The following is a 23,963-nucleotide window of genomic DNA, read 5'->3' on the forward strand; positions in this document are numbered from 1 at the left end:
ACGGTGGGGGCATGACCTCTGCAGACGAGACCTCCATCGCGGCGCGCGTCCAGGCGGTCCACACCGACTTCACCCGACGCCAGACGCGGCTGTTCCTCACGTTCGCGCTGATCGAGGGGCCGGTGCTGCTGCTCCTGGCCGTCGCCATCTACGGCTTCGAGCTCATCGACCCGCAGGTCGGGGTGTGGTTCCTGCTCGCCGTGGCCCTTATCGGCGGCTTCCTGCTGAGCGCCCTCCTGCTGCGCCTCATCCAGGCGCGCGCACGCGCCGTCGCGCAGGCACGAGGCGACAACCCGCTGTTCTGACCGCTGACCCTTCGCGCCGACGCGCGGTGCGCGCTCCCCGGTACGCTGGAACCCATGCTCAACATGGCTGACGGCCTCGCCCGTCTCGGTGCGCTCGCCGAGAATCCGGTCGTCCGCACCCTCGCAGAGGCGTTCTCGGCTGCGGGCTACGATCTCGCCGTCGTTGGCGGCCCCGTGCGCGATGCACTGCTCGGTCGCCCCACGCACGATCTCGACTTCACCACGAACGCACGGCCCGACGACATCCTGCGCATCGTCACGCCGATCTCGACCGCCCAGTGGGACATCGGCCGTGCATTCGGCACCATCGGCGCGCGGGTGCAGGGCGAGCAGGTCGAGGTCACCACGTACCGCGCCGACAGCTACGACGGGGTGACGCGCAAGCCGACCGTCGAGTTCGGCGACACGATCGACGCCGACCTGCACCGCCGTGACTTCACCGTTAACGCCATGGCGCTGCTCGTGCCCGAGGTGAAGCTCGTCGACCCGACCGGGGGAGTCGAGGACCTCGTCGGCGGCGTCCTGCGCACGCCCGCCGATCCCCAGATCTCGTTCGGCGACGACCCGCTGCGCATGCTGCGGGCTGCACGATTCAGCGCACAGCTCGGATTCCGGATCGACGACGGCACGGACGAGGCCATCACGCAGCTGCGCACGACCCTCGGGATCGTGAGCCCCGAGCGCATCCAGTCGGAGCTCGTGCGGCTGATGCAGACGGACGACCCCGTGCGCGGCATCCGTGTGCTCGTCGACACCGGCCTGATCGAGGAGTTCCTGCCCGAGGTGAGCGCGCTGCGCCTCGAGGTCGATGAGCACCATCACCACAAGGACGTCTACGAGCACTCGCTGACGGTGCTCAGCCAGGCGATCGCGCTCGAACGGTCGCGCCACCCGGGCTCGGCCCCCGACGTGCCCCTGCGGATCGCCGCGCTGCTGCACGACATCGGCAAGCCGCGCACGCGCAAGCTCGAAGACGGCGGCGCGGTCACCTTCCATCACCACGACGTCGTCGGCTCGCGCATGGCCCGCAAGCGACTGCAGTCGCTGCGCTTCGACACCGCGACCACGACGAGCGTCGCCACGCTCATCGAGCTGCACCTCCGCTTCTTCGGATACGCCGAAGGCGCATGGACGGATGCCGCCGTGCGCCGCTATGTGCGCGACGCCGGAGACGAGCTCGAGCGCCTGCACATCCTCACCCGCGCCGACGTCACCACCCGCAACAAGCGCAAGGCCGGACGCCTCGCCTCGGCCTACGACGACATCGAGTCTCGTATCGCCGCGCTGCGCGAGCAGGAGGAGCTGGACTCCATCCGCCCCGAGCTCGACGGCAACCGGATCCAGAGCATCCTGGGGATCGCGCCCGGCCGCGAGGTCGGCGAGGCCTACCGGTTCCTGCTCGAGGTGCGACTCGACGAAGGCGTGATCGGTGCGGATGCCGCCGAACAGCGCCTCCGCGAGTGGTGGGCCGCGCGGGCCTGAGCCCGATCGCTCAGGAGAAGGCCCTCACTCCTCCGGTTCCTCGGTCTCGGCCGTGAGGCCCAGTGCCTCCCGCACGAGGTGGGAGATGTCGATCGAGATGATCCGCTCGGTCATGATCCGGTCTCAGGGAACGGGGGACTCGGTCGGCTGCGGCGTCGCATTGAGGTCGGGAGTCGGCGGGGCCGTCGGGTTCGTCGCGTCGATGCTCGGTGCTTTCTGGAACGGCGGCGCCGGGCGTTCGACCGTCGACAGGTTCGGCTCATAGGAGACGACGTCGAGGTCGGTCTCGTCGAGAGGGTAGATGTTCCACACCGACCTGCCGCGGTAGTCCTCGGCCGGGATGGTCACGCGCGTTCCGTCGTCCTGGACTCCGACCTCAGTCTCGCCCTCATTTTCGGAGAAGAGGACTTGTCCGCCGTTCTCTCCGTACAGATTGAGCGGGGTTCCTTTACCGGTGAAGAGCTGGACGCGTTCGATCGGGTTGCCGTCCTCGTCGTACGCGAAGATGTTGTTGATCTGTACGCCGTCGAGCCGCAGACCTTGCGGCAGATACTCGTCACCCACATATTCGATCTGCGGCGAGAGTACGGCACCCAGCGCGAATGGGAGAGCGATCACGGCGACGATGCTCGCAACCGTTCGAATGTGCCTGAGGGGGTTCGTGGGTAGCCAGAGACCACGGCCCCACTGCGCGCTGACGACGACCAGCACTGTCAGCGCGGCCCACTCCAGCGGGGAGTCGGGAACCATCCAGTGGTCGAGGCGGCCACGATCGAGCAACATCAGGTGGAGAGCGACCACGTACACCCCGTATCCGCGCAGCACCCACCACACGGGGCGCAGCGCGAGCAGCAGATCGACCAGCCACGCGCCGAAAGGGGTGCGGCGGATGCCGTCGACGAATCCGCTGCGCCAGGCGCCCACGCGTTCCCGCATCCGGATTCGCTGACCGTCCTCCGACCGCGGGGGGAGCCCTGCGGCCGACCGCAGCTCCTCGGCGTAGGCCGCGGGATCGCCCAGTTCCAGGACGTCGTCGTTGTCGGCGGCCTGGTCGGCGAGGTCGGCGGCGAGTCCGCTCATGATCTCGTCGAGTTCGTCGGCGGGGAGGTCATCGAGATGCGCGCGCACGGCCGAGGCGAACGCCCGGATCTGCTCGTCGATCGTGACGGCGGTGTCGTTCATCGGTTCTCTCCGATCGTGGATGGCCCGGTGCCTGAGTCGGCGGTGAGGAGGGCGGACATCGCGCCCGCGAAGTCCAGCCAGGTGACGGTCTGGGTGTCGAGAGCCGCGCGGCCCTGGGGGTTGATCGCGTAGTACTTGCGATGGGGCCCGCCTTCGGAGGGGACGACGTAGCTCGCGAGGCTCCCCGCGGCATAGAGGCGACGCAGTGTGCCGTAGACCGACGCATCGCCGACATCGCCGAGGCCGGCGTCGCGCAGTCTGCGCACGATGTCGTAGCCGTAGCCGTCCTCGGTGCGCAGCACCGCGAGCACGGCGACGTCGAGCACTCCCTTGAGGAGCTGAGTGGTGTCCATCGGACCTCCTTCACTGCAGTGCACGCTACCACGCACTGCACAGTAGTGCGCAAGGCGCACCCGGTCACGTATCCATGGCGCCGGAATATCGCTCCTTCCGCGCACGACATCCGGCTCCTACACTGAGGAAAAGCTCCGCCGACGACGATCGGAGATGCCATGGTGGCCCGGTGGGAGACGTCACGTGAGGGTCCGCTCGAGACCTCTCGTCTGCTGGTCGAGCGTGCGCATGAGGAGCTGATCGCCGGCAATCTCGACGACCACCGACTGCAGCAGGTGCGCCCGCTGGTGAGGGAGTCGTGGGTCCGATCCTGGCGGGGACGCGTGGGGCCCGAGAGCATGCCGGGGATAGAACTCGAGACCGAGGAGCTCGAGGCATACCGGCTCGCGCATCCGCTCGCCTCTGCGATGGACATGATCCGCGCCCTGCTGCTTCCCGGGTGTGCGGAGGACACCGGCGTCGTCATCGCGGTCGGCGACCAGGCCGGTCGCCTGCTGTGGATCGAGGGCGATCGCGAGCTGCGAACCCTGACCGAGGCCATGGGTTTCGTCGCCGGGGCGAACTGGGCGGAGGATGCCGTCGGCACCTCGGCCCCCGGCACAGCGCTGGAGCTCGGACACTCGGTGCAGATCCGCGGCGCCGAGCACTACAACCGGCTCGTGCGTCCGTGGTCCTGTTCCGCGGCACCGGTGCGCGACCCCGAGACGCAGCGGGTGCTGGGGGTGATCGACATCACCGGCGGTGACGATGTGATCTCACCACAGGCGCGGATGCTCGTCGATGCCACCGCTCGCGCGGTCGAGTCCGAGCTCATGGTGGCCCGCCTGCGGGCACGCGCCAACACCCCGCGGCCGACCATGATCGCATCACGCGCCAAGCCCACCAGACGCGCCACCCTGCACGTCCTGGGTCGAGACAAGGCGCGGCTCGAGACCGAGACCGAGCTCGAGGAATCGGTGATTGATCTCAGCGCCCGGCACGCCGAGATCCTGCTGATGCTCGCCATGCACCGTCAGGGACTGTCGGCCGAACGGCTGAGCGAGCTGGTCTACGGCCCCGGTGCCTCCGCCGACACCCTGCGCCCCGAGATGGTCCGCCTGCGCAAGGTGCTCGAGAAGCATGCCCCCGGCCTGGTGCCGGATTCTCGGCCGTACCGGCTGCGGGTGGCCCTCGAGACCGATGCGCAGGACGTGCTTTCGCTGCTCGACCGCGGCGCGCACCGTGTGGCGCTCACCGCCTACCGCGGACCCGTGTTGCCGGAGTCGACCTCGCCGGGAGTCGAGGAGGTCCGCGAGACGGTCAGAGCCGCGTTGCGCGAGGCCATGCTGTCAGAGGCGAGCCTCGACGTGCTGCTCGCCTACGCCGACATCCCCGAAGGGCAGGCGGATGCCGCAGCTCTGCGCCTCGCCCTCGAGATGCTCCCGGCCCGGTCGCCCAGACGGGGAGGACTCGTCGCGCGCATCGAGCGCCTCGAGGAGCGCTGACGCCCGCAACCCGGTGCAACGTTGCGCATCGGGGTGCAACGTCGGTCGACCTACCTTCGAGTCATCAGCCGCAGCACCGACGCGCGGCCCGTCGAAGGAGTCACCGATGACCATCGTCGAAGAAGACGTCACCACTGCCCCGGCATCCACCGCGTATGCCGCCCCCGGCCAGCCCGGAGCCGTCGCGAGCTATCGTCCGCGCTACGGGCACTACATCGGCGGAGAGTTCGTCGACCCGGTCAAGGGACAGTTCTTCGAGAACGTGAGTCCGGTGAACGGCAAGACCTTCACGGAGGTGGGCCGAGGAACCGTCGAGGACATCGACCGCGCCGTGGACGTCGCCTGGAAGGCCTTCGCGAGCTGGGGGAAGACGAGCCCGGCCGAGCGCTCGGTGATCCTCAACCGGATCGCCGACCGCATCGAGCAGCACCTCGAGGAGATCGCGGTCGCCGAGACGTGGGAGAACGGCAAGCCGGTGCGGGAGACACTGGCCGCCGACATCCCGCTCGCCGTCGATCACTTTCGCTACTTCGCCGGCGTCCTGCGCGCTCAGGAGGGCGGCATCAGCCAGCTCGACGAGAACACCGTGGCGTACCACTTCCACGAGCCGCTCGGCGTGGTGGGCCAGATCATCCCCTGGAACTTCCCGATCCTCATGGCCGTGTGGAAGCTCGCGCCGGCGCTCGCCGCGGGCAACTGCGTGGTCATCAAGCCGGCCGAGCAGACGCCGGCATCCCTGCTCTTCCTGTTCGACATCATCGGCGACCTTCTTCCGGCCGGCGTCGTCAACATCGTCAACGGCTTCGGGATCGAGGCGGGCGCACCGCTCGCCCAGCACAAGCGCATCCGCAAGGTCGCCTTCACCGGAGAGACCACGACCGGGCGTCTGATCATGCAGTACGCCTCGCAGAACCTCATTCCCGTGACGCTGGAGCTCGGGGGCAAGAGCCCCAACGTGTTCTTCGAGGACGTCGCGCGTGACACCGCCGACCCTTTCTACGACAAGGCTCTCGAGGGCTTCACGATGTTCGCGCTGAACCAGGGCGAGGTGTGCACGTGTCCGTCGCGCGCTCTCATCCAGCGCTCGATCTACGACGGGTTCCTCGCCGACGGCCTCGAGCGGGTGAAGAAGGTCGTGCAGGGGAATCCGCTGGACCCGGCCACGATGATCGGAGCGCAGGCATCCAACGACCAGCTCGAGAAGATCCTCAGCTACATCGACATCGGCACGAAGGGCGGTGCGAAGCTGCTGATCGGCGGTGATCGCGTCGATCTCGGCGGCGACCTCAGCGAGGGCTTCTATGTCGCACCGACCGTCTTCGAGGGCACGAACGACATGCGCATCTTCCAGGAGGAGATCTTCGGGCCCGTGCTCTCGGTCACCTCGTTCGAGGACTTCGACGAGGGGATCTCGATCGCGAACGACACCCTCTACGGGCTGGGAGCCGGCGTGTGGAGTCGCAGCGGCGACACCGCCTACCGCGCGGGGCGTGCGATCGAGGCCGGCCGGGTCTGGACGAACACGTACCACCAGTACCCCGCGCACGCCGCGTTCGGCGGATACAAGCAGTCGGGCGTCGGGCGCGAGAACCACAAGATGATGCTCGACCACTACCAGCAGACCAAGAACCTCCTGGTCTCGTACGCAGAAGGCCCGATGGGGTTCTTCTGAGCTCGGCGGCGCCCTTCGTCTCGTCGCTGCGCTCCTCGCTCAGGGGGCGGGGCGGCGGGCGGGGCGAGGCGAGGCGGCCGCCCTTCGTCTCGTCGCTGCGCTCCTCGCTCAGGGGGCGGGGCGGGGGCGGAGCGGGGCGGCCGCCTCCTGAGCGAGCGAAGCGAGACGAAGGACGGGACAGGACCATGGTGAAGATAGGCAGCTACCAGCGTGTGGACGTGACGGATGCCGCGGCATCCCTCGTCCGCGACCTGACGGTGCAGCATGGCCCCCTGATGTTCCACCAGTCGGGCGGATGCTGCGACGGCTCGTCGCCCATGTGCTTACCGGTGGGGATGTTCCTCACCGGGCCGAGCGATGTGCTCCTCGGCGCGCTCGACGTCGGCCTCGACGCACCGGTGGAGGTCTTCATGTCGGAGTCCCAGTTCGAGTACTGGAAGTACACGCATCTCACGATTGACGTCGTTCCGGGGCGAGGAGCCGGATTCAGCGTCGAGGGGCCGACGGGGATGCGGTTCCTGATCCGTTCGCGAATGTTGAATGACGCAGAGCTCGAGTACTTCGGGCTCACGTCGTCATCGACCTGACGGCCCCGGGATCGACGCCGTGAGCGCATGGCGGGGCCGTGTCGTGGAGAGTGCGCAAAGGCGGAGGGAGGATGATGTGCCCCGTGGACACATTCTCGGTCGCGAAGCTCGTCGCGGGGCGCCCCCTGGGGGAGCAGCTCTTTCACGTGCTGGCCGGGGCGATCGTCTCGGGCGAACTCGCCGAGGGGGAGCGGATCAACGACGAGAGCATCGCCCGGCACTTCCAGGTCTCGCGCATGCCGGTGCGGGAGGCCTTGCAGCGGCTGGACAGGCTAGGCCTCGTGCAGATCATGCCGAGCAGGCGCACCGTCGTCACCGTCGTCACCGAGCAGTCGATCCGAGAGGCTCTCTCCTACGCGGGCTACGAGGCCGGTGTCGCCGTGCACGCCGGACTTCCGCGATGCAGTCCTGACGAGCGGATCGAGGCCGAGGCGCTGGTGCGCGCCGTGGTGGATGCGCTGGACGAGCCCGCTCGGGCCTCGAAGGCCCGGCGAGACCTGTACGCCTACTTCTCGGAGCGTGCGGGCAACGAGCTCCGGCACGCCCACATGATCGACATGGAGTACGTCTTCGAACGCACCCTGCGTGATCTGGTGCCGTCCGTAGAGAACCTCGGCGAGGTCACGCGCGCATACGCGGACCTCGGTCGCGCGATCCTCGACGGCGACCACGTCGAGGCCGAGCGACTGGCGCGCGCACTGCACGGGATCGGCAGCATCGGCATCGCCCGCGCCGCGGATTGACGCTCAGCGCGGCAGGCGGGGGACCGCCGCCACCAGCGCCCGGGTGTACGGGTCGCTCGGGGAGTGCAGGACTGCGGACGTCGAGCCCTGCTCCACCACACGACCGTGCTGCAGCACGACCGTGCGGTCGCAGGCCGAGGCGATCGCGCTGAGGTCGTGCGACACCATCACGAGCGACAGCCCGTTCTCACGACGCAGCCGGTCGAGCAGCTCCAGCACCTGCACCCGCGTCGTCACGTCGAGGGCGCTGACCGGCTCGTCCGCGAGCAGCACCCGGGGACGCGAGACCACGGCCCGCGCGATCGCGATGCGCTGACGCTGACCGCCGGAGAACTCGTGCGGATAGCGGCGGGCGGTGTCGGCGGGCAGGCCGACCGACTCGAGAGCCTCGGCGATGCGGCGCTGCGCGTCGGCGCCCGATGCGAGGCCCAGCGAGCGGAGGGGCTCGCCGATGATGCGGTCGATGCGCTGCCGGGGGTCGAGCGAGGAGTACGGATCCTGGAACACCGGCTGCACGGCCGTGCGGAAGCGGCGCATCTGCGCGCGGCGCGCCGACAGGCTCAGCGACCCGGAGTTCAGGGGCTCGCCCTCGAACAGCACCTGTCCGTCGCGGGGTGCCGACAGCCCGAGCAGCAGACGGAGGATCGTCGACTTGCCCGCGCCGGACTCGCCGACGAGACCGAGGGAATCTCCCTCGTCGAGGTGCAGCGAGACGTCGTCGAGCACCCGTCGGGAACCGTAGGCGAAGCCGGCCCCCCGCAGTTCGAGAAGGCTCATGCTCCGGCCTCCCGCTCGCCGATGGGGTCGTCGAGGAACGCATCGAGCGCACGGGCGCTGTCGACCAGCATCCGCGTGTACGGCTCTGCCGGCTCCTGCAGCACCTGCGAGACCGTGCCCGCCTCGACGACGAGGCCGTCGCGCAGCACGACGATGCGGTCGACCATCCGTGACACGACGGCGAGGTCGTGGCTGATGAACAGCAGCGCCATGCCCCGCTCGGCGACGAGGCGCTCGAGCAGGCTCAGCACGGCATCCTGCACCGTCACATCGAGCGCGGTCGTCGGCTCATCCGCGATGAGCAGCTGCGGCCTGGCGGCGAGGGCGATCGCGATCGCGACGCGCTGACGTTGACCGCCCGAGAGCTCGTGCGGGTACGCGCGGGCGATACGGGGATCGGGCAGTGCGACCTCGTCGAGTGCGGCGGCGACGGCGCTCTTCAGCTCCGCGCCGCGCAGGCCCAGGTGGCGCCGCAGCGGCTCGGCGAGCTGCCGTCCGACGCGCATCAGCGGGTCGAGCGCGGTGAGCGGCTCTTGGAACACGATCTGCACGACCGGACCGCGCAGGCGGCGCAGGTCGGCATCCGGAGCGCCGACGACCTGGTGCCCGCCGAGCAGGACCGACCCCGACGACCTCAGCGCCTCGGGGAGCAGACCGGTCACGGCGAGCGAGGTGAGCGATTTGCCCGACCCCGACTCCCCGATCAGGCCCAGCCTCTCGCCGGGTGCGACCGAGAATGAGACATCGCGCACCGGTGCTGCCGAGCCGGATCTCACGGTGAGGGCGGAGACGTCGAGAATGCTCATCGGCTCCTCCGGCGGGTCGGGTCGGCGAGGTCACGCAGACCGTCGGCGAGGAAGTTCACTCCGAGCACGAGCGCGATGATCGCGATGCCGGGGGCGATGGCTCCGACGGGCGCGGTGAGCACGGTGCCCTGGGCCTCCTGCAGCATCCGCCCCCACGAGGCGTTGGGGGGAGGGGCGCCGAGTCCGAGGTACGACAGGCTCGCCTCCGCGAGCACGGCCGCGCCGAACTGCAGGGCGAGGCTGACGGCGAGGGTCGGGGCGATGTTGGGGAGGACGTGCTGGAAGACGATTCCGAGCACGCCCGTGCCACTGGTGCGTGCGGCGGTGACGTACTGCTCCTGCAACACCCGCCGAGCGAGGATGCGGGTGAGGCGCGCCACCACGGCGGACATCGCCAGGCCGATCGCCAGCACCGCCGACCACAGCGAGGCGCCCTGGATCGCGACGACCAGCATCGCCAGCAGCAGCACCGGGAATGCGATCACGACGTCGAGCCCGGCCGAGAGGGTGTCGTCGACCCACGGACGAGAGAACGCGGCGAGAAGGCCGATGATCGTGCCGAGCACAGCGGCGATCGCGACCGCGCAGGCGCCGACGATGAGCGCGATCCTGGCGCCCCACATGAGCTGCGACAGCAGGTCGCGACCGAGGCGGTCGGTACCGAGCAGGTGCAGACCGCTGGGCCCCTCGAGGCGGCTGCCGCTGGTGTCGGCGAGCGGGTAGGGCAACCAGAACAGCGACACCAGGGCGATGAGCACGATCGTCCCGGTGAGGACGAGGCCCAGGATCAGGGTCGCCTTCGGCCGCCTCCGCACGGCGACGGAGTCGGTGACCAGCTGTTCGACGACGCCGCTCATCGATTGCCCGAGACGCTCGTGCGCAGACGCGGATCGATCAGACGCTGCACGATGTCGGCGGCGAACCCGACCAGCAGCACGAAGAGCGTGCTCACAACCAGTACGCCCTGGATGACCTGGAAGTCGTGTTGCTGGATGGCCGAGAGCAGCAGGCTCCCGAGACCGGGGAGGGTGAACACGCTCTCGACGACCACCGCTCCGAGCAGCGTCGTCGACAGCTCGATGCCGAGGATCGCGACGACGGGCACGGCGCCGTTGCGCACACCGTGGCGCAGCAGCGCCTCGGACATGGCGGATCCGCCGGCGCGGGCGGTGCGGAGGTAGTCGCTGCCGAGCACGTCGAGCGTCGCCGAGCGGACGTAGCGGCTGAGCGACGCGCTCATGACGATCACGATGGTGATCACCGGGAGAGTGAGCGAGCGCAGCGCGTCGCCGGGATCCTTCCAGTCGTCGCGGGGGAACCCTCCGGAGGGCAGGACACCGAGACCGAGCGCGAAGATCCAGACCAGGACGACCCCGACCCAGAACACGGGCACGGCGACTCCCAGCTGCGCGAACCCCGAGAGAACGAGGCCGTACCAGCGGTCGGACTTCACGGCCGCGACGATGCCGATGACGAGGGAGACGAGAAGAGCGACCGCGAACGCGATGAGGGTGAGCGGGACGGTCACGGCGAGACGTGCCGCGATGTCGGGGCCGACCGGGCGGGAGCTGAGGAACGACTCTCCGAGATCCAGACGCAGCAGCTGTCCCGCCCAGGTCGCGAACTGCTGCAGCACGGGCTGGTCGGAGCCGACCTGCGCCCGCGCCGCGGCGATCTGCTCGGGGGTCGCATCGACCGAGAGCAGGGCGTTCGCCGGGTCGCCGGGCAGCAGCCGCAGCAGCACGAAGATGGCGATCATCGCGACGATGAGCGACACCACCAGGAAGGCGAGGCGACGGAGCAGGTAGGCGAGCATGGCTTCTCAGGACGACGGTGCGGAGGGGATGCCGACCCGCGGCATCCCCTCCGACATCAGGACTTGACGATGTCGTAGGCGAAGAACTGCGAGTTCAGGCCGTTGACCGGGTATCCGCTGAGGTCGCTGGAGGCGACCACGATCTGCGGGTAGAGGTACAACCATACGCTCGCCGCATCCTCGGCGATCTTCTCGTTGACCTGCTTCAGCAGAGCCGTCTGCTCGTCGGTCGTGGCGGCCTGCTCGGCCGCCGAGACCCACTGCTGCACCTCGGCGTCGTCGTAGCCCCAGTAGAAGTCGGGATTGCCGTACCAGACCACATCGCGGTCGTTCACGTGCTCCTGCAGGGTGGCTTCGAAGTCCTGCTCCTTGAACACCTTGGTGTACCACTCGTCGGCGCTGATCGTGTTGATCTCGACGGTGATGCCGACCTCGGCGAGCTGCGACTGCAGGAACTCCGCCACGGCGGGATGCGGGTCGTAGCTCGGGGTGTCGAGCGTGAACGTGAAGCCGTCGGCGTAGCCGGCCTGCGCGAGCAGGTCCTTCGAGAGGTCGACGTCGTACGGGTTCACCGCGGTGAGGTCCTCGTACCAGGGGTCGGTCGGCGGGACCATCGAGCCGATGAGCGTGCCGTAGTCGCCCCAGATGGACTCGAGGAGCTTCTTCGTGTCGATGGCGGAGTAGATCGCCTTGCGCACGAGTGCGTTGTCGAAGGGGGCGACGCGGTCGTTGAACGCGAGCAGCTCCTTCGTCGTCGACGTGCCCTCGCTGATGACGTAGTCGTCATTGTCGAACTGGGCGAGCGAGTCGGGGCTCTGCACGCTCGTGATCACGTCGATCTCGCCTGTGAGCAGGGCGTTGTTCTCGGCGGTGGCGTCGGTGAAGTAGGTGTAGACGACCTCGGCGTTCGTGGCGGGCTCGCCCCAGTAGTCGTCCCAGCGCTCGAGGGTGAGGGTCGAGCCCTTCTTCCACTCGTCGAGCGTGTAGGGACCGGTGCCGTCTTCCTTGCCGGTGATGTCGCCCGCCTCGTCGTTCACGATCCAGACGTAGCTGAGGTTGTAGAGGAACGAGATCGACCGCTGCGACAGCGTGAAGACGACGGTCCGGTCGTCGGGCGTCGCGATGTCGGCGATGGTGGTGAAGCTCGACTTGCGCGCCGACACGGAGTCCTCGGCGGTGACGGCCTCGACGCTCGACTTCACGTCGGCGGAGGTGAGCGGGTCGCCGGAGTGGAACGTCACGTCGTCGCGCAGCGTGATCGTGTAGGTGAGGCCGTCGTCGGACACCTGGGCGTCTTCGGCGAGCAGCGGCTCGACGTCGCCGTCGTCGGTCAGACGGTAGAGACCCTCGTAGACGTTGCCGGTCAGCGCCTCGGTCACACCCTGGCCGCCGCCCTGCGTGTTGCTCAGGTTGGTGGGCTCGTACAGCGACCCGATGAAGATGGTGGCGTCTTCGCTCGCGGCGTCGTCGGTGGCGCCCGACGCGCAGCCGGCCACGAGGGCGAGCGTGGCGACGGCGCCGAGCGCGCCGAGGATGCGGGTTCTTCTCATGAGTACTCCAGGGTGAGAGTGTGCGGCGTCACGCCGCGTAGATGTCGAAGCCGTCGCGGAAGACGACGTTCTTCTCGCCTGCTCGGATAGGCAGGGGGAAGCGATTGGATGCCGGCGGCAGCGGGCAGTTGTACTGGGCGCTGAATCCGCACGGGGGCACGAAAGCACGGTTGAAGTCCAGCACGACGGTGCCCTCGTCGTCGCGCAGCTGCACGAACAGGAAGCGCCCGGAGCCGTACGTCTCGGATCCGTTGGTCTCGTCGCCGAACACGAGCAGCAGCGTGCCGCCGTCGTCGAACGCGGCGAGGTCGTACTCCCGACCGTCGAGCTCGACGCGGATGTCGCCCGGCACGACGAGATCGCGGGTGCCTCCGTTGTCGCGGATGTGCTCGAACGAGACGCGACGCTCACCCGACACGGGCGTGAAGTGGCCCTCGAGCACCCAGGCGGGGTCGTACTCGTAGGTGTCGATGCGGTCGAACGCGCGGATCGCGGGTGCGTCGGCATCCCACACCCGCAGCCCGTGCTCGGGCGCACCGGTCTCGATGTTCGTGCGCTGGAGCGGGGTCACGGTGACGGTCTCGCGTGCGGACCGTCGCTCGGCCTCGAGATCGGGCAGATCACCGGTCCACCGGGTCTCTGTCAGCGCCAGGTTGCCGGTCGCCGAGGTGACGGAGGCACGGCGGTCGGCCTGCCACTGGGTGTGTTCTGAGAGTTCGGACATCGTCTTCCATTCTCTTGCATGCAGAAGGGCCCAGGGCCGCCGCCGTCACCCGGGGTAATGACAGCGAATTCCGCGCCATCGACATCCGGCGCATGCACGAGAGTCTTTTCTCTCATGCACGAATGTCGCCCTGATAATGACGATATGGCGAGTAATTCGTGCATCGGCGCACGGGATTCAACGTGTTCGGTTGACTATTCCCGACGCAATGGAATGCAACGTACATCGGTATACCATTACTCGTATACGCGCAGAGTCGTCAGTCCCCAGCTGACCCGCGCGTGGACGGTTCGACCGTCCTGCGGAGGGAGAGTCAGATCTTCCTCTGATCCCGAGGGGGGATGGGGTGGGTCGCTGTTCCCCAGACAGCCCCACCCCCACAACCCCACCTCGGGCTCCCTTCTCAGAAGGATCTGAACCAGATCCAGAACGCGGCGAAGCCGATCACGACGACGATCGGCAGCCAGCGGAAGCTCCGCTTGAGCCTGCGTCCCTCATGCGCCACCCCCGGCGGCGGCGAGAGCATGCCGGCCGGCGGTGCGAACGGCAGTCGCGGATTCGCGGCCGACGAGGCGGCATAACCGCGAGAGGATGCGGCGGCCGTCGGATTCTCCTGCAGCAGTCGCTCGTCTCGCCAGCGCTCCCACTGATCGAGCTTCGTGATCACGGCGCCCACCGCGCCGAACAGCCAGCCCCACGTGGCCGGGTCCAGCGTCGACGCCTTGCGCTGCGTGTAGAGGAACAGCCAGTCGTCGACGATCTCGACATCGAGTTCCGCCGCGTTGTCGATGAACCGGGCCATGATGTCGGGCGTGAAGAGGTAGAGAGCGTCCTGCTCGTAGCCCTCCGGGCAGTACAGCGTGAAGTACCGATCGAAATCGCCCTCGAGCGACAGGCGCTGCTCGCGCTGGAACGACGCGGGCAGATTCGTCCCGAAGCCGTTGTTGCCCTTCGCATCGAGCACGATGTTCGGGAGCGGCACGTCGAGCTTGACGGCGACATAGCCCCAGTGGTGTGTGGTCGAGTTCTTTCCCGACCCCGTCGTATACCGGTAATTGCCGAACTCGACGAAACGGGGCACGGTGCCGCGCACGAGATCCGTGGCCTCCCGCGAGCGTCCGAGGCCGAACAGCATGCCCGGCAGGCGCGGATCGGACACCCGCGCCTCATACGACATGCCGTTCGCCCGGGCGAACGCATCGAGGCGATACCGCGCGACCCGGGCGCGGCGCCAGCTCACGACCCCGATCGTGATCGCGACGGCGGCCGCCGCGATCACGCCGAGACCGGCGAACGACGAGGTCCCCCGGTCGGTGAGGAGCGAGAACATCGTCGCGCCGACGACGATGAGGGCCACGACGAACACGAGACCGAAGATCACGACGGCGATGACCGAGGCGGCCGAGAAGCCGGATGAGCCCCGGGCACGGAGCTCGGCGCTGAACGCGCTCACGGCCCGCGCATCCACGGGATCGGTGAGCGGGCGCGCATCGAACGACGGAGCCGGCTGCGGTGCGGTCATCGGTTCACCTCATCGGCGTCCCAGGTCAGGTCGGCGTTCTCGGGGATCGGGAAGGCCTCGAGGCGCTCATCGGCGCAGATCGCGGCGATGAGGGCGCCGGATCCCGCGACGATCGTCGAGTCATAGTCGATCTCGCTCACGAGAATCCACGCACGGTCGTCGGGCCAGAGGATCGAGGGGGTCTGCGCAGCGGGAGGGAACCCGTGCTCCTCGCCCGGCAGGTCGCGCCACGGAACGTGCAGCACCCAGTCCGGACGGGTGAAGTCGCTGATCGCCCCGCGGAACAGCACGTGATCGCGCCCGGGGAGGTGGAACCGCGGCCCTTCCGAGATCTCGCGCGACAGGATGCCCTCCTGCCAGGTCGGCTTGCGGAACGAGTTGTTCAGCGGGTCGTGGATGCTGCGATCGAGCATCGCCTGGTGATTGGGATCGTCACTGAACGTGAGGAAGCCCCGGGACGGGGAGTGGCCGAGGAATCCGACCAGATCTCCCCGCCCCGCCCAGAGCGCCGCGAGGCCAGCATCCGGGGTCGTGGTGTGGGAGACGAGGTGCGAGGCGATGATCGACAGGGTCTCCGGCGCGATCTCGCCCTCCATCGGCCCCGTGAACTCGCGGCCGTCGGGCGAGAGCCGCAGATTCCAGTCGCCGTCGGTCGGCGTGCGCACGATGCGCTGCCACTGGGCGAGCGGATGCAGGGTCGTGTCGAACGCGGATGCCGTCTCGGCCCACGTCACGGGCTCGTCGATGTACTGGTCGAGCAGGCTCAGACGCTCCTCCTCCGACATCCGCTCGTACTCCTCCTGCGAGGGCACAGGACGGTCGGGGAGCGCACGCACGGTCCCTGGATGCAGGATGCGCGCGTACGCCGCGAATCCGTGCGGGACCACGGCGTGCATGGTCGCGTTCCACGGGTCGTCGAGGTGCTCACGCAGCCAGTCCCCGGCCGAGGTGTCAGACATCCAGTGCATGCGACCCACGGTACCGGCGAGGAAACTCTTCACCCGAGGGCGCGGCGGAGGGGCCAGAATATGCGGAGGAGTGCGCTGTCCGTCGCAGACGGGCGCGGGGAACGAGACGGTTCGGGAGGGCGTCCGATGATCGATGGTGTCTCAGTGGTGTCGGGCGAGCGGGCCTTCCGTCGGCATCCGGCTCGGGCCGTGGTGAGCGCGATCCTGCTCTCGGCGGTGCTGTCGGCGGCGACGCTGTTCATCCTCCCGCAGTTCCTGCCGCGCCGGATGGACCTCTCGACGCGGGGGATGATCGTGCTGGCGGTGGCGATCGCCCTGACCCTCGTGGTCTTCGTGTCGATCCTCTGGCTGCGCAACACCCGCATCGTCGTGCGTCCAGACCAGGTCGAGGTCGGTCGCGCGGGGAACCGTGAGGTGTACGACCGCGCCACCACCGCCTTCCGATCGAAGATCACCGAGCACCGCACGAACGGACTGCGCAGTGGCATCACCCGTGCACTCATCATCGAGAACGCCGGCCGGGAGATCACGGTGGAGCTCCCCGGATTCACGCGTGCGACGTTCAACGACCTGATGGCGACGCTCAACCCGATCGCGCCGCCGCCGGCGACGGACCCCGTCGCCGCAGCCAGGGAGAGAGCCCAGCTGCCCTCGTCGTTCACGGTCGATGCGTCGGGCGAACGCCGGCTCGCGAACGGGCTGGCGATCGGCGCGGTCGTGCTGCTCGTCGTCGCCGCGGCCGTCGTCGTGCTCGCCCTGCAGCCCGGCTTCCTCGACGGGGAGCTCTCTGCGCTGGTGCTGCTGGTGCCGTTCGCGGGGCTCGCCGGCATCGTGCTCGCGATCGGGGCGCTGCAGCGACGACGCGTGCTGAAGGCGATCCCTGCGCACATCACGGTGAGTCACCACGGCCTCCGTCTCGACGACGTCGATCTGCCGTTCTCGCAGCTGACCCGCATCTGGCTGACGCCGCCGGGGTATCCCGTCAGGCGCATCCGGTTCGAACGGGTGGCGGGCCGAGCGACCGTGCACGTGCTGGGTTCGCCGCGCGTGCAGATGACTCCGGAGTACACGGCCCTCTTGCTCGCGCTGCGGGCCGAGACCGCTCAGCACCCCGAGATGCTTCGGCTCGACCTCGAATGAGGGTCAGACGAAACGGTGCCGACGATGAGCGCCGCCGCCGTTTCGTCTCACGACCTTCACCGCGCGAGCGACCGGGCCAGACGGTTCACAGGCGGTTCTGAGCGCTGCCGGGACGCCCTCCATAATCGGATCATGACGTCCTCCGCATCCATCCCCTCGCTCGACGGCCGCCGCTTCACGATGGTCTCTTCGACCACCTCGGTCGTCGACGCCGACGCCCCCAGCGAGTTCGTCTACCGCGAGAAGGACGGCGCCATCTGGGGCGACTACTCGGGTGACACGGTGACCTTCGGCCGTTTCGTCGGCACCCGCACCGGCGACACCATCTGGGTCTCGTTCGTGCACGTCCTCGCCGCCGACGGCACCGTCGTCACCGGCAACGGCGAGAGCGAACTCGAGCTCACCGACGACGGCCGCATCCGGCTCGTCGAGCACTACGAGATGCACGACCTGCCTCAGCTCAGCGTCTGCGAAGAGGCCGCGGCGGCCTGATCTCCTGCGTTCGGCTTCGCGATTCCTGAGCGCCCTTCGTCTCGCTGCGCGGTTCCTGAGCGCCCTTCGTCTCGCTGCGCGGTCCCTGAGCGCCCTTCGTCTCGCTTCGCGGTTCCTGAGCGAGGAGCGCAGCGACGAGACGAAGGGCGCTCAGGGTGCGGGGAATGCGCGCGGCGTGCGCCCTTCGTCTCGCGGCGCTCAGGAACCGGAGCGCAGCGACGAGACGAAGGGCGCTCAGGAACCGGAGCGCAGCGACGAGACGAAGGGCGCTCAGGGTGCGGGGGCGGGGCGCTCAGCGCGGGGGAAGCGCGTCGCGACCCGGAGTCGCCGGCGTCCACCGCGTCATGCCCAGGGGTGTCGCCAGATCGCGCTCGGGCAGATCGCTCGGCAGCAGATACGACCGGCGGATGACCTCGTCGAGGACGACGACGCTGACGACCGTGCGCACCTCGGGCAGCTGCGCGATGACGCCGGTCGTGAACTCGTGCACGCCGCTGACGTCGACGGCCCTGATCAGCAGCATCGCGTCGTGCTCGCCGGTCGTGATCGCGCACCATTCGATGTCGGGCATCTCGAGCACGCTCTCGCGGAACGACGCCCACGCCTGCGGGTGCACCGTGACGAAGACGAGCGCGCCGATCGACAGCCCGGCCTTCGACTGATCGACCCTCGCGCTGAAGCCCGTGATCACCCCGTCCTGCATGAGCGACTCGACGCGCGTGTAGGCGTTGGCCCGCGAGATGCCGACCGTCTCGGCCAGCGCGGCGATCGAGATGCGACCGTTATCGCGCAGCGTCTCGAGGATTCTGTATCCGATGTCGTCCAGTGGGGCGCCACTTCGTCCAGATTGCCTCGCAGCTTCGTCGCTCTTGGTGGACACAATGCTCCTCACGGAAGGGGTCTTGGACAGACTGTGATGCGGTCTGCATTCTTGCTGGACACATAGTCCCATACAATGCGAATCTGATCACCGGTCGTCCACCCGGCGTCGACCGAACCCGTTGAACTCCTCGCCCTTGGAGGCCCCCATGTCGTCACGTCGCAGCACGTCCGTCATCGCGATCGGAGCTGTCGCGCTCCTCGCTCTCGCAGGTTGCTCCGGTGGCAACTCGGCGAACACCGGGGGCGACTCCGCAGGCTCCGACTCGCTCGTCATCGACACCGCGTTCTCGATCGAGACGACCGACCCCGGGCACACCTACGACCCGACCGGCAACATGATCGCGAAGGCGCTCTACGAGACCCTCGTCGACTTCGAGGGCTCCGACGTGTCGACCCCTGTTCCCGGGCTCGCCTCGTGGGAGCAGAACGACGAGGCCACCGAGTTCACGTTCACGCTCGAGGGCGACCGGGTCTTCTCCGACGGCTCGCCGATCGAGGCGAAGGACGTCGTCTTCACCCTGCAGCGCATCCAGGGCATGACCGATGCCAAGCCCAACTTCCTCCTCGGCGGACTGACGATCACCGAGGTCGACGACAAGACGATCTCGATCACCTCCGAGACGCCCCTGCTGCAGCTGCCGGCGATCCTCGCGAACCCGGCCCTGGGCATCGTGAACTCCGACGTCGTGATCGAGAACGGCGGAACGACCGACGGTTCCGACACCGCGCAGGAGTTCCTCGACGGCACCTCGGCCGGTTCCGGTCCGTTCGTGCTCGACACCCTCGACCTCTCGTCGCAGGTCGTGCTGACCAAGAGCGACGAGTACAACGGTGACGAGAAGGCCGCATACGGCCGCGTCGTCGTGCGCAACGTCTCCGAAAGTGCGACGCAGCTCGCGAACCTCAAGGGCGGCGACTCCATGGTCGCGATGGACCTCAACGGCGACCAGGTCTCGGGCCTCGGCGACGGACTGAACGTCGAGTCGGTGCCGTCGGGTCAGACCATCTTCCTGCTGCTGAACCAGTCCGAGGCCGTCGCGGGCGACCTCGCCAACGTCAAGATCGCCGAGGCGATCCGCTACGCCCTCGACTACGACGCGCTGCTCGAGCTCGCGGGTGCGGGCGCCGTGCAGGCGACCGGAGTCATCCCTCCCGGATTCGAAGGCGCGCTCGACAGCGGTGTGGAGCAGGACCTCGACAAGTCCAAGGCTGCTCTGGCAGAGGCCGGCTACACCGGCCAGACCCTGAAGCTGCAGTTCCCGAACGACTACCCCGTCGGCGGTGTGGAGTTCACCCCGCTCGCCGAGCGCGTCCAGGCGCAGCTGGAGGATGCCGGCATCACCGTCGAGCTCGCTCCGGCGCCGTTCGCCACCGAGCTCGACGCCTACGTCAACGGGACCGAGGGCTTCGGCCTCTGGTTCTGGGGCCCCGACTACGCCGACTCCGCGAACTTCCTCCCCTTCGCTCCGGGCCTGAAGGTCGGACTCCGCGCAGGATGGGCCGCCGAGGCGAACCCCGAGATCGCGGGCATCGCGGCCGGAGCCGCCGCGGCGACCGACGAGGCCCAGCGCAGCGATGCCTTCACCTCGTTCGCCGAGGCGATGCAGGCCGAGGGCCCCTTCGTTCCGCTGATCGTCCCCGGTCGCAACATCGCCACGGCTGACGCCGTCACCGGCGCCGTGTACAACTCGGTGTGGGAGATGGACATCGCCGAGATCACGCCTGCCGGCTGAGCGGAGCGCGCACATGACGACGGTGGCCGTGCGACGGCAGGCACAGCGTCGCAGGTCTCCGCTCGTCGGATACCTGCTGCGCAGGATCGGCACCTCCCTGCTGCTTCTGGTGGGGGTCACGATCGTGACCTTCGCGCTGACGAACCTCGTGCCCGGCGACCCCGTGTCGGCGGCGCTGGGTGAAGGCGCGTCGCAGAACCCGGCGACGCGCGAGGCGTTCATCAAGGCGCAGGGCCTGGATCAGCCGCTCTTCGTGCAGTACTTCATCTACATGGGGAACCTGCTGCGCGGCGACCTCGGACGATCGCTGGTGACCGGGCGACCGGTCACCAGCGACCTGGCAACGGCCGTGCCCGCCACGATCGAGATCGCGATCGGCGCCATCATCCTCAGCCTCGCCGTCAGCGTGGTGCTCGGCACCCTCGCCGCGTACCGCCGCGGGCTCGTCACCGACCAGGTCATCCGCATCGTCACGCTGGTCGGACTGAGCGTTCCGACGTTCTGGCTCGCTCTCGTCAGCTTCTACGTGTTCTTCCTCGAGCTGCGGATCGCCCCGGGATCCGGCCGCATCTCGCCCTCGATCACCCCGCCGCCGCGCATCACCGGGCTCTACACCGTCGACTACCTGCTCAACGGCGACGGTGTCGGGTTCGCCGACGCGCTGGCCCACCTCGCTCTTCCCGTGATGGTGCTCTCGCTCGTCACGATCGGACTGCTCACCCGCTTCATCCGCACCTCGGTGCTCGAAGTGCTCGGCAGCGACTACGTCCGCGCGGCCAGGGCCAAGGGCCTTCCCGCGATGCGCGTGATCCTCGACTACGTCCTGCGGGGCGCCTCCCTGCCGATCCTCACCGTGGTCGGCGTCGCGTTCGGCTCACTGCTGTCGGGCACCGTGCTCGTCGAGTCGGTGTTCGCGTGGCCGGGCCTGGGCACCTACGCCTACAACTCCGCGGCGAACCTCGACCTCCCCGGCATCATGGGCGTGGGTCTGGTCGTCGGGGTCATCTACCTCCTCATCAACTTCGTCGTCGACCTGCTCTACGGCGTCCTCGACCCGAGAGTGAGGATCGCATGAGCCGCATCGACTCGGCATCCGGCCCCTGGCGGTTCCGGTTCCGCTGGCCGCGCGCGTGGCGTACACCCCTGGGCGTGATCGGCACCGTGGTCGCGGGAGCGTGGATCATCGTCGCCTTCACCGCCCAGTGGTGGGTGCCGTTCGGTCCGAACGCGCAGGTGCTCCCTCGCCTGCAGGCCCCCGGCATCGACACCCTGCTCGGCACCGACGGCAACGGCCGCGACATCTTCTCCCGTCTGATGACGGGCGCCACCGTGAGCCTGCCGCTCGCGCTGATGCTCGTGATCGCCGCGATGGTCATCGGCACCGTGATCGGCGCGGTCGCCGGCTACTTCGGCGGCTGGGTCGATGAGACGCTCATGCGCATCACCGACCTGTTCATGGCGTTCCCGACGGTCATCCTCGCGATGGTCGTGGCGGCGTCGCTCGGGCCGTCGCTGTTCAACGCGGTGATCGCGGCGATCGTCGTCTCCTGGCCGCAGTACTCGCGCGTCACCCGCAGCATCGTGCTCGGACTCCGCGGGCAGAACTACGTGATCGCCGGACGCCTGCTCGGCCACTCCCCGCTGCGGACGCTGTTCGTCGACATCCTGCCGAACATCGCCGGACCCGTGCTGGTGCTCGCGACGCTCGACATCGGCGCGGCGATCCTGCTGCTCTCCGGCCTCTCGTTCCTCGGCCTCGGCGCGCAGCCGCCGACCGCCGAGTGGGGATCCATGATCTCGGCCGCCATGCAGAACTTCGACGCCTGGTGGCTGGGGGTCTTCCCGGGCCTCGCGATCCTCACGGTGGTGCTCGCCTTCAACTTCCTGGGCGACGCGATGCGCGACATCCTCGACCCGACGGCCGAGGTCGCCCACGAGAAGCAGGCCGAGCACGCGGCATCCGCGAAGGGGGTGGCAGCATGACCGTCTCGACGACACCCGCGCTGAGCATCCGTGACTTGACGATCGACATCGGGCGTCCCCTCGTGCACGGCATCTCTCTCGACCTCGAGGCCGGCCGCATCCATGGGCTCGCCGGCGAATCCGGGTCGGGCAAGACGCTCACCTCCCTCGCCGTGCTCGGACTGCTGCCCCGGCAGGCGCGCACCGGAGGATCCATCACGCTCGCGGGGGAGGAGCTGGTCGGCATGCGCCGCCGGGCGCTCAACCGCATCCGCGGCCGTCGCATCGCGATGATCTTCCAGGACCCGTCGGCGTCGCTGCACCCCCAGCTGCCGATCGGTCGCCAGCTCACCGACCACATGCGCGTGCACCTCGGGCTGCGCGGCGAGGCGGCGAAGGTGAGGGCCGTCGAGCTGCTCGAGACGGTGCAGGTGCCGAATCCGGATGCCGCGCTGAAGCGCTACCCGCACCAGTTCTCCGGCGGTCAGCGCCAGCGCATCGCGATCGCCTGCGCTCTCGCGTGCGACCCCGAGGTGCTGCTGGCCGACGAGCCGACCACCGCGCTCGACGTCACGGTGCAGGCCGGCATCCTTCGGCTGCTGCGCGATCTCGCGACCGAGCGCGACCTCGCGGTGCTGCTCGTCACGCACGACCTCGGTGTCATGAGTGCGATCGCCGACGAGGTCGCCGTCATGAAGAACGGACGGATCGTCGAGCGGGCCGACCGCGAGACGCTGTTCCGCGACCCGCAGCACGAGTACACCCGCACGCTGCTCGCCGCATTGCCGGGGTCGAAGCTCGAGATCGCGGATGCCGATGCCGCAGTGCGGGATCCCGAGCTGCTGGATCCCGTGCTGTCGGATGCTGAGCTGTCGGATGCTGCGGGGGAGGCCCGAGATGAGTGAGATCGCCGTCCTCGATGCGAAAGACGTGGTCGTCCGGTACCCCGGCAGCCCGCCGGTCGTGGCCGTCGACGGCGTCTCGCTGACCGTCGCGCCGGGGGAGACCGTGGCGCTGGTCGGAGAATCCGGCAGCGGCAAGTCGAGCCTCGCCCGCGCGGTCGTGGGCATCGAGAAGCTCGCCGGGGGAGAGGTGCGCTTCCGTGATGCGCCCGTCACGCCGCTCGGCATCCGCCGTCGCAACGTGGCCCTCACCGGCATCCAGATGGTGTTCCAGGATCCGTCGACGTCGCTGAACCCGCGCCGTCGTGTGGGCGATCAGATCGCCGACGGCATCGCTACGGCGCGCGCTCGCGGCGCCGAGGGTTCGACCGTCGCGGAGTGGCTCGAACGGGTCGGGCTGCCGACCGAGGTCGCCACGCGATTCCCGCACCAGTTCTCGGGCGGTCAGAAGCAGCGCCTCGCCATCGCGAGGGCCCTCGCCGCCCGGCCCTCACTGCTCGTCGCCGACGAGCCGATCTCGGCTCTCGACGCCTCGACCCAGACCAGCGTCGCGGGTCTCATGCGCGACCTCGTCGCCGAATCCGGCGCCGGGATGCTGTTCATCTCGCACGACCTCGCGGTGGTCCGTCGCATCGCCGACCGCACCTTCGTGATGTTCGCCGGTCGGGTGCTCGAAGCCGGGGCCACCGACCGCGTGTGGTCTGCGCCGCAGCATCCGTACACCCAGGCGCTGCTCGCCGCGATCCCCGAGCCCGACGGTGCCGGCCGCATCCCGGTGGCCCCGTCGACGAACGAGCGCACCGTGTGGTCGGAGATCGCCCCCGTCATCGACTGACGCCGCGCTCGGTCACGCCTTCGCTCTGCCGGTCGCTCGCTCACG

General features: G+C 68.9%; 24 protein-coding genes. 13 read left to right on the top strand and 11 right to left on the bottom strand.

Annotation, left to right across the window (positions count from 1 at the left end):
* Positions 1 to 11: 11 nt before the first annotated feature.
* Both ASD43_RS05245 and ASD43_RS05250 read left to right on the top strand, forming a co-directional pair.
* Positions 12 to 305, top strand: a complete 294-nt coding sequence (locus ASD43_RS05245) for a hypothetical protein (RefSeq protein ID WP_056414477.1) — start codon at positions 12 to 14, stop codon at positions 303 to 305.
* A gap of 54 nt (positions 306 to 359) precedes the next feature.
* Positions 360 to 1,787 carry a CCA tRNA nucleotidyltransferase gene (locus tag ASD43_RS05250; protein ID WP_056414481.1) on the top strand — a complete coding sequence of 476 codons (1,428 nt, stop codon included), beginning with the start codon at positions 360 to 362 and terminating at the stop codon, positions 1,785 to 1,787.
* A 123-nt stretch (positions 1,788 to 1,910) separates the two neighbouring features.
* On the opposite strand, the gene ASD43_RS05255 is transcribed toward ASD43_RS05250, so the two are convergent.
* Together ASD43_RS05255 and ASD43_RS05260 are read right to left on the bottom strand one after the other, a co-directional pair.
* Positions 1,911 to 2,969 (bottom strand): hypothetical protein, encoded by a 1,059-nt coding sequence (locus ASD43_RS05255; RefSeq protein WP_056414486.1) that lies wholly within the window; start codon positions 2,967 to 2,969, stop codon positions 1,911 to 1,913.
* Positions 2,966 to 3,322: a PadR family transcriptional regulator gene (locus ASD43_RS05260; protein WP_056414491.1), complete on the bottom strand. Its 357-nt coding sequence runs from the start codon at positions 3,320 to 3,322 to the stop codon at positions 2,966 to 2,968. Before ASD43_RS05260 ends, ASD43_RS05255 begins: the two co-directional genes overlap by 4 nt.
* Before the next feature lie 159 nt (positions 3,323 to 3,481).
* On the opposite strand from ASD43_RS05260, the gene ASD43_RS05265 reads away from it, so the two are divergent.
* The 4 genes from ASD43_RS05265 to ASD43_RS05280 all read left to right on the top strand — a co-directional run bounded on the left by ASD43_RS05265 (position 3,482) and on the right by ASD43_RS05280 (position 7,809).
* Positions 3,482 to 4,807 (top strand): helix-turn-helix domain-containing protein, encoded by a 1,326-nt coding sequence (locus ASD43_RS05265; protein WP_056414495.1) that lies wholly within the window; start codon positions 3,482 to 3,484, stop codon positions 4,805 to 4,807.
* A 106-nt stretch (positions 4,808 to 4,913) separates the two neighbouring features.
* Positions 4,914 to 6,479: an acetaldehyde dehydrogenase ExaC gene (gene exaC / locus ASD43_RS05270; protein WP_056414498.1), complete on the top strand. Its 1,566-nt coding sequence runs from the start codon at positions 4,914 to 4,916 to the stop codon at positions 6,477 to 6,479.
* Positions 6,480 to 6,664: 185 nt separating this feature from the next.
* Entirely contained in the window at positions 6,665 to 7,066 is a 402-nt protein-coding gene (locus tag ASD43_RS05275) for a DUF779 domain-containing protein (RefSeq protein ID WP_056414500.1), read from the top strand.
* An 83-nt stretch (positions 7,067 to 7,149) separates the two neighbouring features.
* Positions 7,150 to 7,809, top strand: coding sequence for a GntR family transcriptional regulator (locus ASD43_RS05280; protein WP_056414504.1), 660 nt, complete (start codon positions 7,150 to 7,152; stop codon positions 7,807 to 7,809).
* A 3-nt stretch (positions 7,810 to 7,812) separates the two neighbouring features.
* Here ASD43_RS05280 and ASD43_RS05285 read toward each other — a convergent pair whose 3' ends face one another.
* From ASD43_RS05285 to ASD43_RS05320, 8 genes are all read right to left on the bottom strand, one after another.
* Entirely contained in the window at positions 7,813 to 8,586 is a 774-nt protein-coding gene (locus tag ASD43_RS05285) for an ABC transporter ATP-binding protein (RefSeq protein WP_056414507.1), read from the bottom strand.
* Entirely contained in the window at positions 8,583 to 9,392 is an 810-nt protein-coding gene (locus ASD43_RS05290; RefSeq protein ID WP_056414510.1) for an ATP-binding cassette domain-containing protein, read from the bottom strand. Before ASD43_RS05290 ends, ASD43_RS05285 begins: the two co-directional genes overlap by 4 nt.
* Positions 9,389 to 10,249, bottom strand: a complete 861-nt coding sequence (locus tag ASD43_RS05295; protein ID WP_056414513.1) for an ABC transporter permease — start codon at positions 10,247 to 10,249, stop codon at positions 9,389 to 9,391. The genes ASD43_RS05290 and ASD43_RS05295 overlap by 4 nt, the downstream gene beginning before the upstream one ends.
* A complete protein-coding gene (locus ASD43_RS05300) occupies positions 10,246 to 11,208 on the bottom strand; it encodes an ABC transporter permease (protein ID WP_056414516.1) in 963 nt (320 codons plus the stop codon). The genes ASD43_RS05295 and ASD43_RS05300 overlap by 4 nt, the downstream gene beginning before the upstream one ends.
* A 56-nt stretch (positions 11,209 to 11,264) precedes the next feature.
* Entirely contained in the window at positions 11,265 to 12,758 is a 1,494-nt protein-coding gene (locus ASD43_RS05305; RefSeq protein WP_056414519.1) for an ABC transporter substrate-binding protein, read from the bottom strand.
* A 28-nt stretch (positions 12,759 to 12,786) separates the two neighbouring features.
* Positions 12,787 to 13,482 (bottom strand): DUF1684 domain-containing protein, encoded by a 696-nt coding sequence (locus tag ASD43_RS05310; RefSeq protein ID WP_056414522.1) that lies wholly within the window; start codon positions 13,480 to 13,482, stop codon positions 12,787 to 12,789.
* A 403-nt stretch (positions 13,483 to 13,885) separates the two neighbouring features.
* Positions 13,886 to 15,004: a hypothetical protein gene (locus ASD43_RS05315; protein ID WP_056414525.1), complete on the bottom strand. Its 1,119-nt coding sequence runs from the start codon at positions 15,002 to 15,004 to the stop codon at positions 13,886 to 13,888.
* A complete protein-coding gene (locus tag ASD43_RS05320) occupies positions 15,001 to 15,963 on the bottom strand; it encodes a hypothetical protein (protein ID WP_235564036.1) in 963 nt (320 codons plus the stop codon). The genes ASD43_RS05315 and ASD43_RS05320 overlap by 4 nt, the downstream gene beginning before the upstream one ends.
* A gap of 135 nt (positions 15,964 to 16,098) precedes the next feature.
* Here ASD43_RS05320 and ASD43_RS05325 point away from each other — a divergent pair, with 135 nt between their 5' ends.
* Positions 16,099 to 17,112 carry a hypothetical protein gene (locus ASD43_RS05325; protein ID WP_056414534.1) on the top strand — a complete coding sequence of 338 codons (1,014 nt, stop codon included), beginning with the start codon at positions 16,099 to 16,101 and terminating at the stop codon, positions 17,110 to 17,112.
* A 132-nt stretch (positions 17,113 to 17,244) separates the two neighbouring features.
* A complete protein-coding gene (locus ASD43_RS05330; RefSeq protein ID WP_235564037.1) occupies positions 17,245 to 17,604 on the top strand; it encodes a hypothetical protein in 360 nt (119 codons plus the stop codon).
* 292 nt (positions 17,605 to 17,896) lie between these two features.
* On the opposite strand, the gene ASD43_RS05335 is transcribed toward ASD43_RS05330, so the two are convergent.
* Positions 17,897 to 18,484, bottom strand: a complete 588-nt coding sequence (locus ASD43_RS05335; protein WP_235564038.1) for an Lrp/AsnC family transcriptional regulator — start codon at positions 18,482 to 18,484, stop codon at positions 17,897 to 17,899.
* A gap of 148 nt (positions 18,485 to 18,632) precedes the next feature.
* On the opposite strand from ASD43_RS05335, the gene ASD43_RS05340 reads away from it, so the two are divergent.
* Genes ASD43_RS05340 through ASD43_RS05360 form a run of 5 tightly spaced genes read left to right on the top strand, consistent with a single transcriptional unit; the run spans position 18,633 to position 23,918 of the window.
* Positions 18,633 to 20,219: an ABC transporter substrate-binding protein gene (locus ASD43_RS05340; protein ID WP_056414538.1), complete on the top strand. Its 1,587-nt coding sequence runs from the start codon at positions 18,633 to 18,635 to the stop codon at positions 20,217 to 20,219.
* 13 nt (positions 20,220 to 20,232) lie between these two features.
* Entirely contained in the window at positions 20,233 to 21,294 is a 1,062-nt protein-coding gene (locus ASD43_RS05345; protein WP_056414541.1) for an ABC transporter permease, read from the top strand.
* Positions 21,291 to 22,202, top strand: coding sequence for an ABC transporter permease (locus ASD43_RS05350; protein WP_056414545.1), 912 nt, complete (start codon positions 21,291 to 21,293; stop codon positions 22,200 to 22,202). The genes ASD43_RS05345 and ASD43_RS05350 overlap by 4 nt, the downstream gene beginning before the upstream one ends.
* Positions 22,199 to 23,086: an ABC transporter ATP-binding protein gene (locus ASD43_RS05355; protein ID WP_082539272.1), complete on the top strand. Its 888-nt coding sequence runs from the start codon at positions 22,199 to 22,201 to the stop codon at positions 23,084 to 23,086. Before ASD43_RS05350 ends, ASD43_RS05355 begins: the two co-directional genes overlap by 4 nt.
* Positions 23,079 to 23,918, top strand: coding sequence for an ABC transporter ATP-binding protein (locus tag ASD43_RS05360; protein ID WP_056419153.1), 840 nt, complete (start codon positions 23,079 to 23,081; stop codon positions 23,916 to 23,918). The genes ASD43_RS05355 and ASD43_RS05360 overlap by 8 nt, the downstream gene beginning before the upstream one ends.
* Positions 23,919 to 23,963: the final 45 nt, after the last annotated feature.

The organism is Microbacterium sp. Root553 (genome assembly GCF_001426995.1).
In the GTDB taxonomy this organism is placed as follows: domain Bacteria; phylum Actinomycetota; class Actinomycetes; order Actinomycetales; family Microbacteriaceae; genus Microbacterium.

Excerpts from the sequence above, each read along its gene's own strand:
- ASD43_RS05255 (WP_056414486.1), bottom strand. The coding sequence starts at position 2,969 with ATGAACGACACCGCCGTCACGATCGACGAGCAGATCCGGGCGTTCGCC.
- ASD43_RS05330 (WP_235564037.1), top strand. The coding sequence starts at position 17,245 with ATGACGTCCTCCGCATCCATCCCCTCGCTCGACGGCCGCCGCTTCACG.
- ASD43_RS05310 (WP_056414522.1), bottom strand. The coding sequence starts at position 13,482 with ATGTCCGAACTCTCAGAACACACCCAGTGGCAGGCCGACCGCCGTGCC.
- ASD43_RS05345 (WP_056414541.1), top strand. The coding sequence starts at position 20,233 with ATGACGACGGTGGCCGTGCGACGGCAGGCACAGCGTCGCAGGTCTCCG.
- ASD43_RS05305 (WP_056414519.1), bottom strand. The coding sequence starts at position 12,758 with ATGAGAAGAACCCGCATCCTCGGCGCGCTCGGCGCCGTCGCCACGCTC.
- ASD43_RS05250 (WP_056414481.1), top strand. The coding sequence starts at position 360 with ATGCTCAACATGGCTGACGGCCTCGCCCGTCTCGGTGCGCTCGCCGAG.
- ASD43_RS05320 (WP_235564036.1), bottom strand. The coding sequence starts at position 15,963 with ATGTCTGACACCTCGGCCGGGGACTGGCTGCGTGAGCACCTCGACGAC.
- ASD43_RS05360 (WP_056419153.1), top strand. The coding sequence starts at position 23,079 with ATGAGTGAGATCGCCGTCCTCGATGCGAAAGACGTGGTCGTCCGGTAC.
- ASD43_RS05275 (WP_056414500.1), top strand. The coding sequence starts at position 6,665 with ATGGTGAAGATAGGCAGCTACCAGCGTGTGGACGTGACGGATGCCGCG.
- exaC (WP_056414498.1), top strand. The coding sequence starts at position 4,914 with ATGACCATCGTCGAAGAAGACGTCACCACTGCCCCGGCATCCACCGCG.
- ASD43_RS05265 (WP_056414495.1), top strand. The coding sequence starts at position 3,482 with ATGGTGGCCCGGTGGGAGACGTCACGTGAGGGTCCGCTCGAGACCTCT.
- ASD43_RS05315 (WP_056414525.1), bottom strand. The coding sequence starts at position 15,004 with ATGACCGCACCGCAGCCGGCTCCGTCGTTCGATGCGCGCCCGCTCACC.
- ASD43_RS05295 (WP_056414513.1), bottom strand. The coding sequence starts at position 10,249 with ATGAGCGGCGTCGTCGAACAGCTGGTCACCGACTCCGTCGCCGTGCGG.
- ASD43_RS05355 (WP_082539272.1), top strand. The coding sequence starts at position 22,199 with ATGACCGTCTCGACGACACCCGCGCTGAGCATCCGTGACTTGACGATC.
- ASD43_RS05350 (WP_056414545.1), top strand. The coding sequence starts at position 21,291 with ATGAGCCGCATCGACTCGGCATCCGGCCCCTGGCGGTTCCGGTTCCGC.
- ASD43_RS05285 (WP_056414507.1), bottom strand. The coding sequence starts at position 8,586 with ATGAGCCTTCTCGAACTGCGGGGGGCCGGCTTCGCCTACGGTTCCCGA.
- ASD43_RS05290 (WP_056414510.1), bottom strand. The coding sequence starts at position 9,392 with ATGAGCATTCTCGACGTCTCCGCCCTCACCGTGAGATCCGGCTCGGCA.
- ASD43_RS05300 (WP_056414516.1), bottom strand. The coding sequence starts at position 11,208 with ATGCTCGCCTACCTGCTCCGTCGCCTCGCCTTCCTGGTGGTGTCGCTC.
- ASD43_RS05325 (WP_056414534.1), top strand. The coding sequence starts at position 16,099 with ATGATCGATGGTGTCTCAGTGGTGTCGGGCGAGCGGGCCTTCCGTCGG.
- ASD43_RS05340 (WP_056414538.1), top strand. The coding sequence starts at position 18,633 with ATGTCGTCACGTCGCAGCACGTCCGTCATCGCGATCGGAGCTGTCGCG.
- ASD43_RS05245 (WP_056414477.1), top strand. The coding sequence starts at position 12 with ATGACCTCTGCAGACGAGACCTCCATCGCGGCGCGCGTCCAGGCGGTC.
- ASD43_RS05260 (WP_056414491.1), bottom strand. The coding sequence starts at position 3,322 with ATGGACACCACTCAGCTCCTCAAGGGAGTGCTCGACGTCGCCGTGCTC.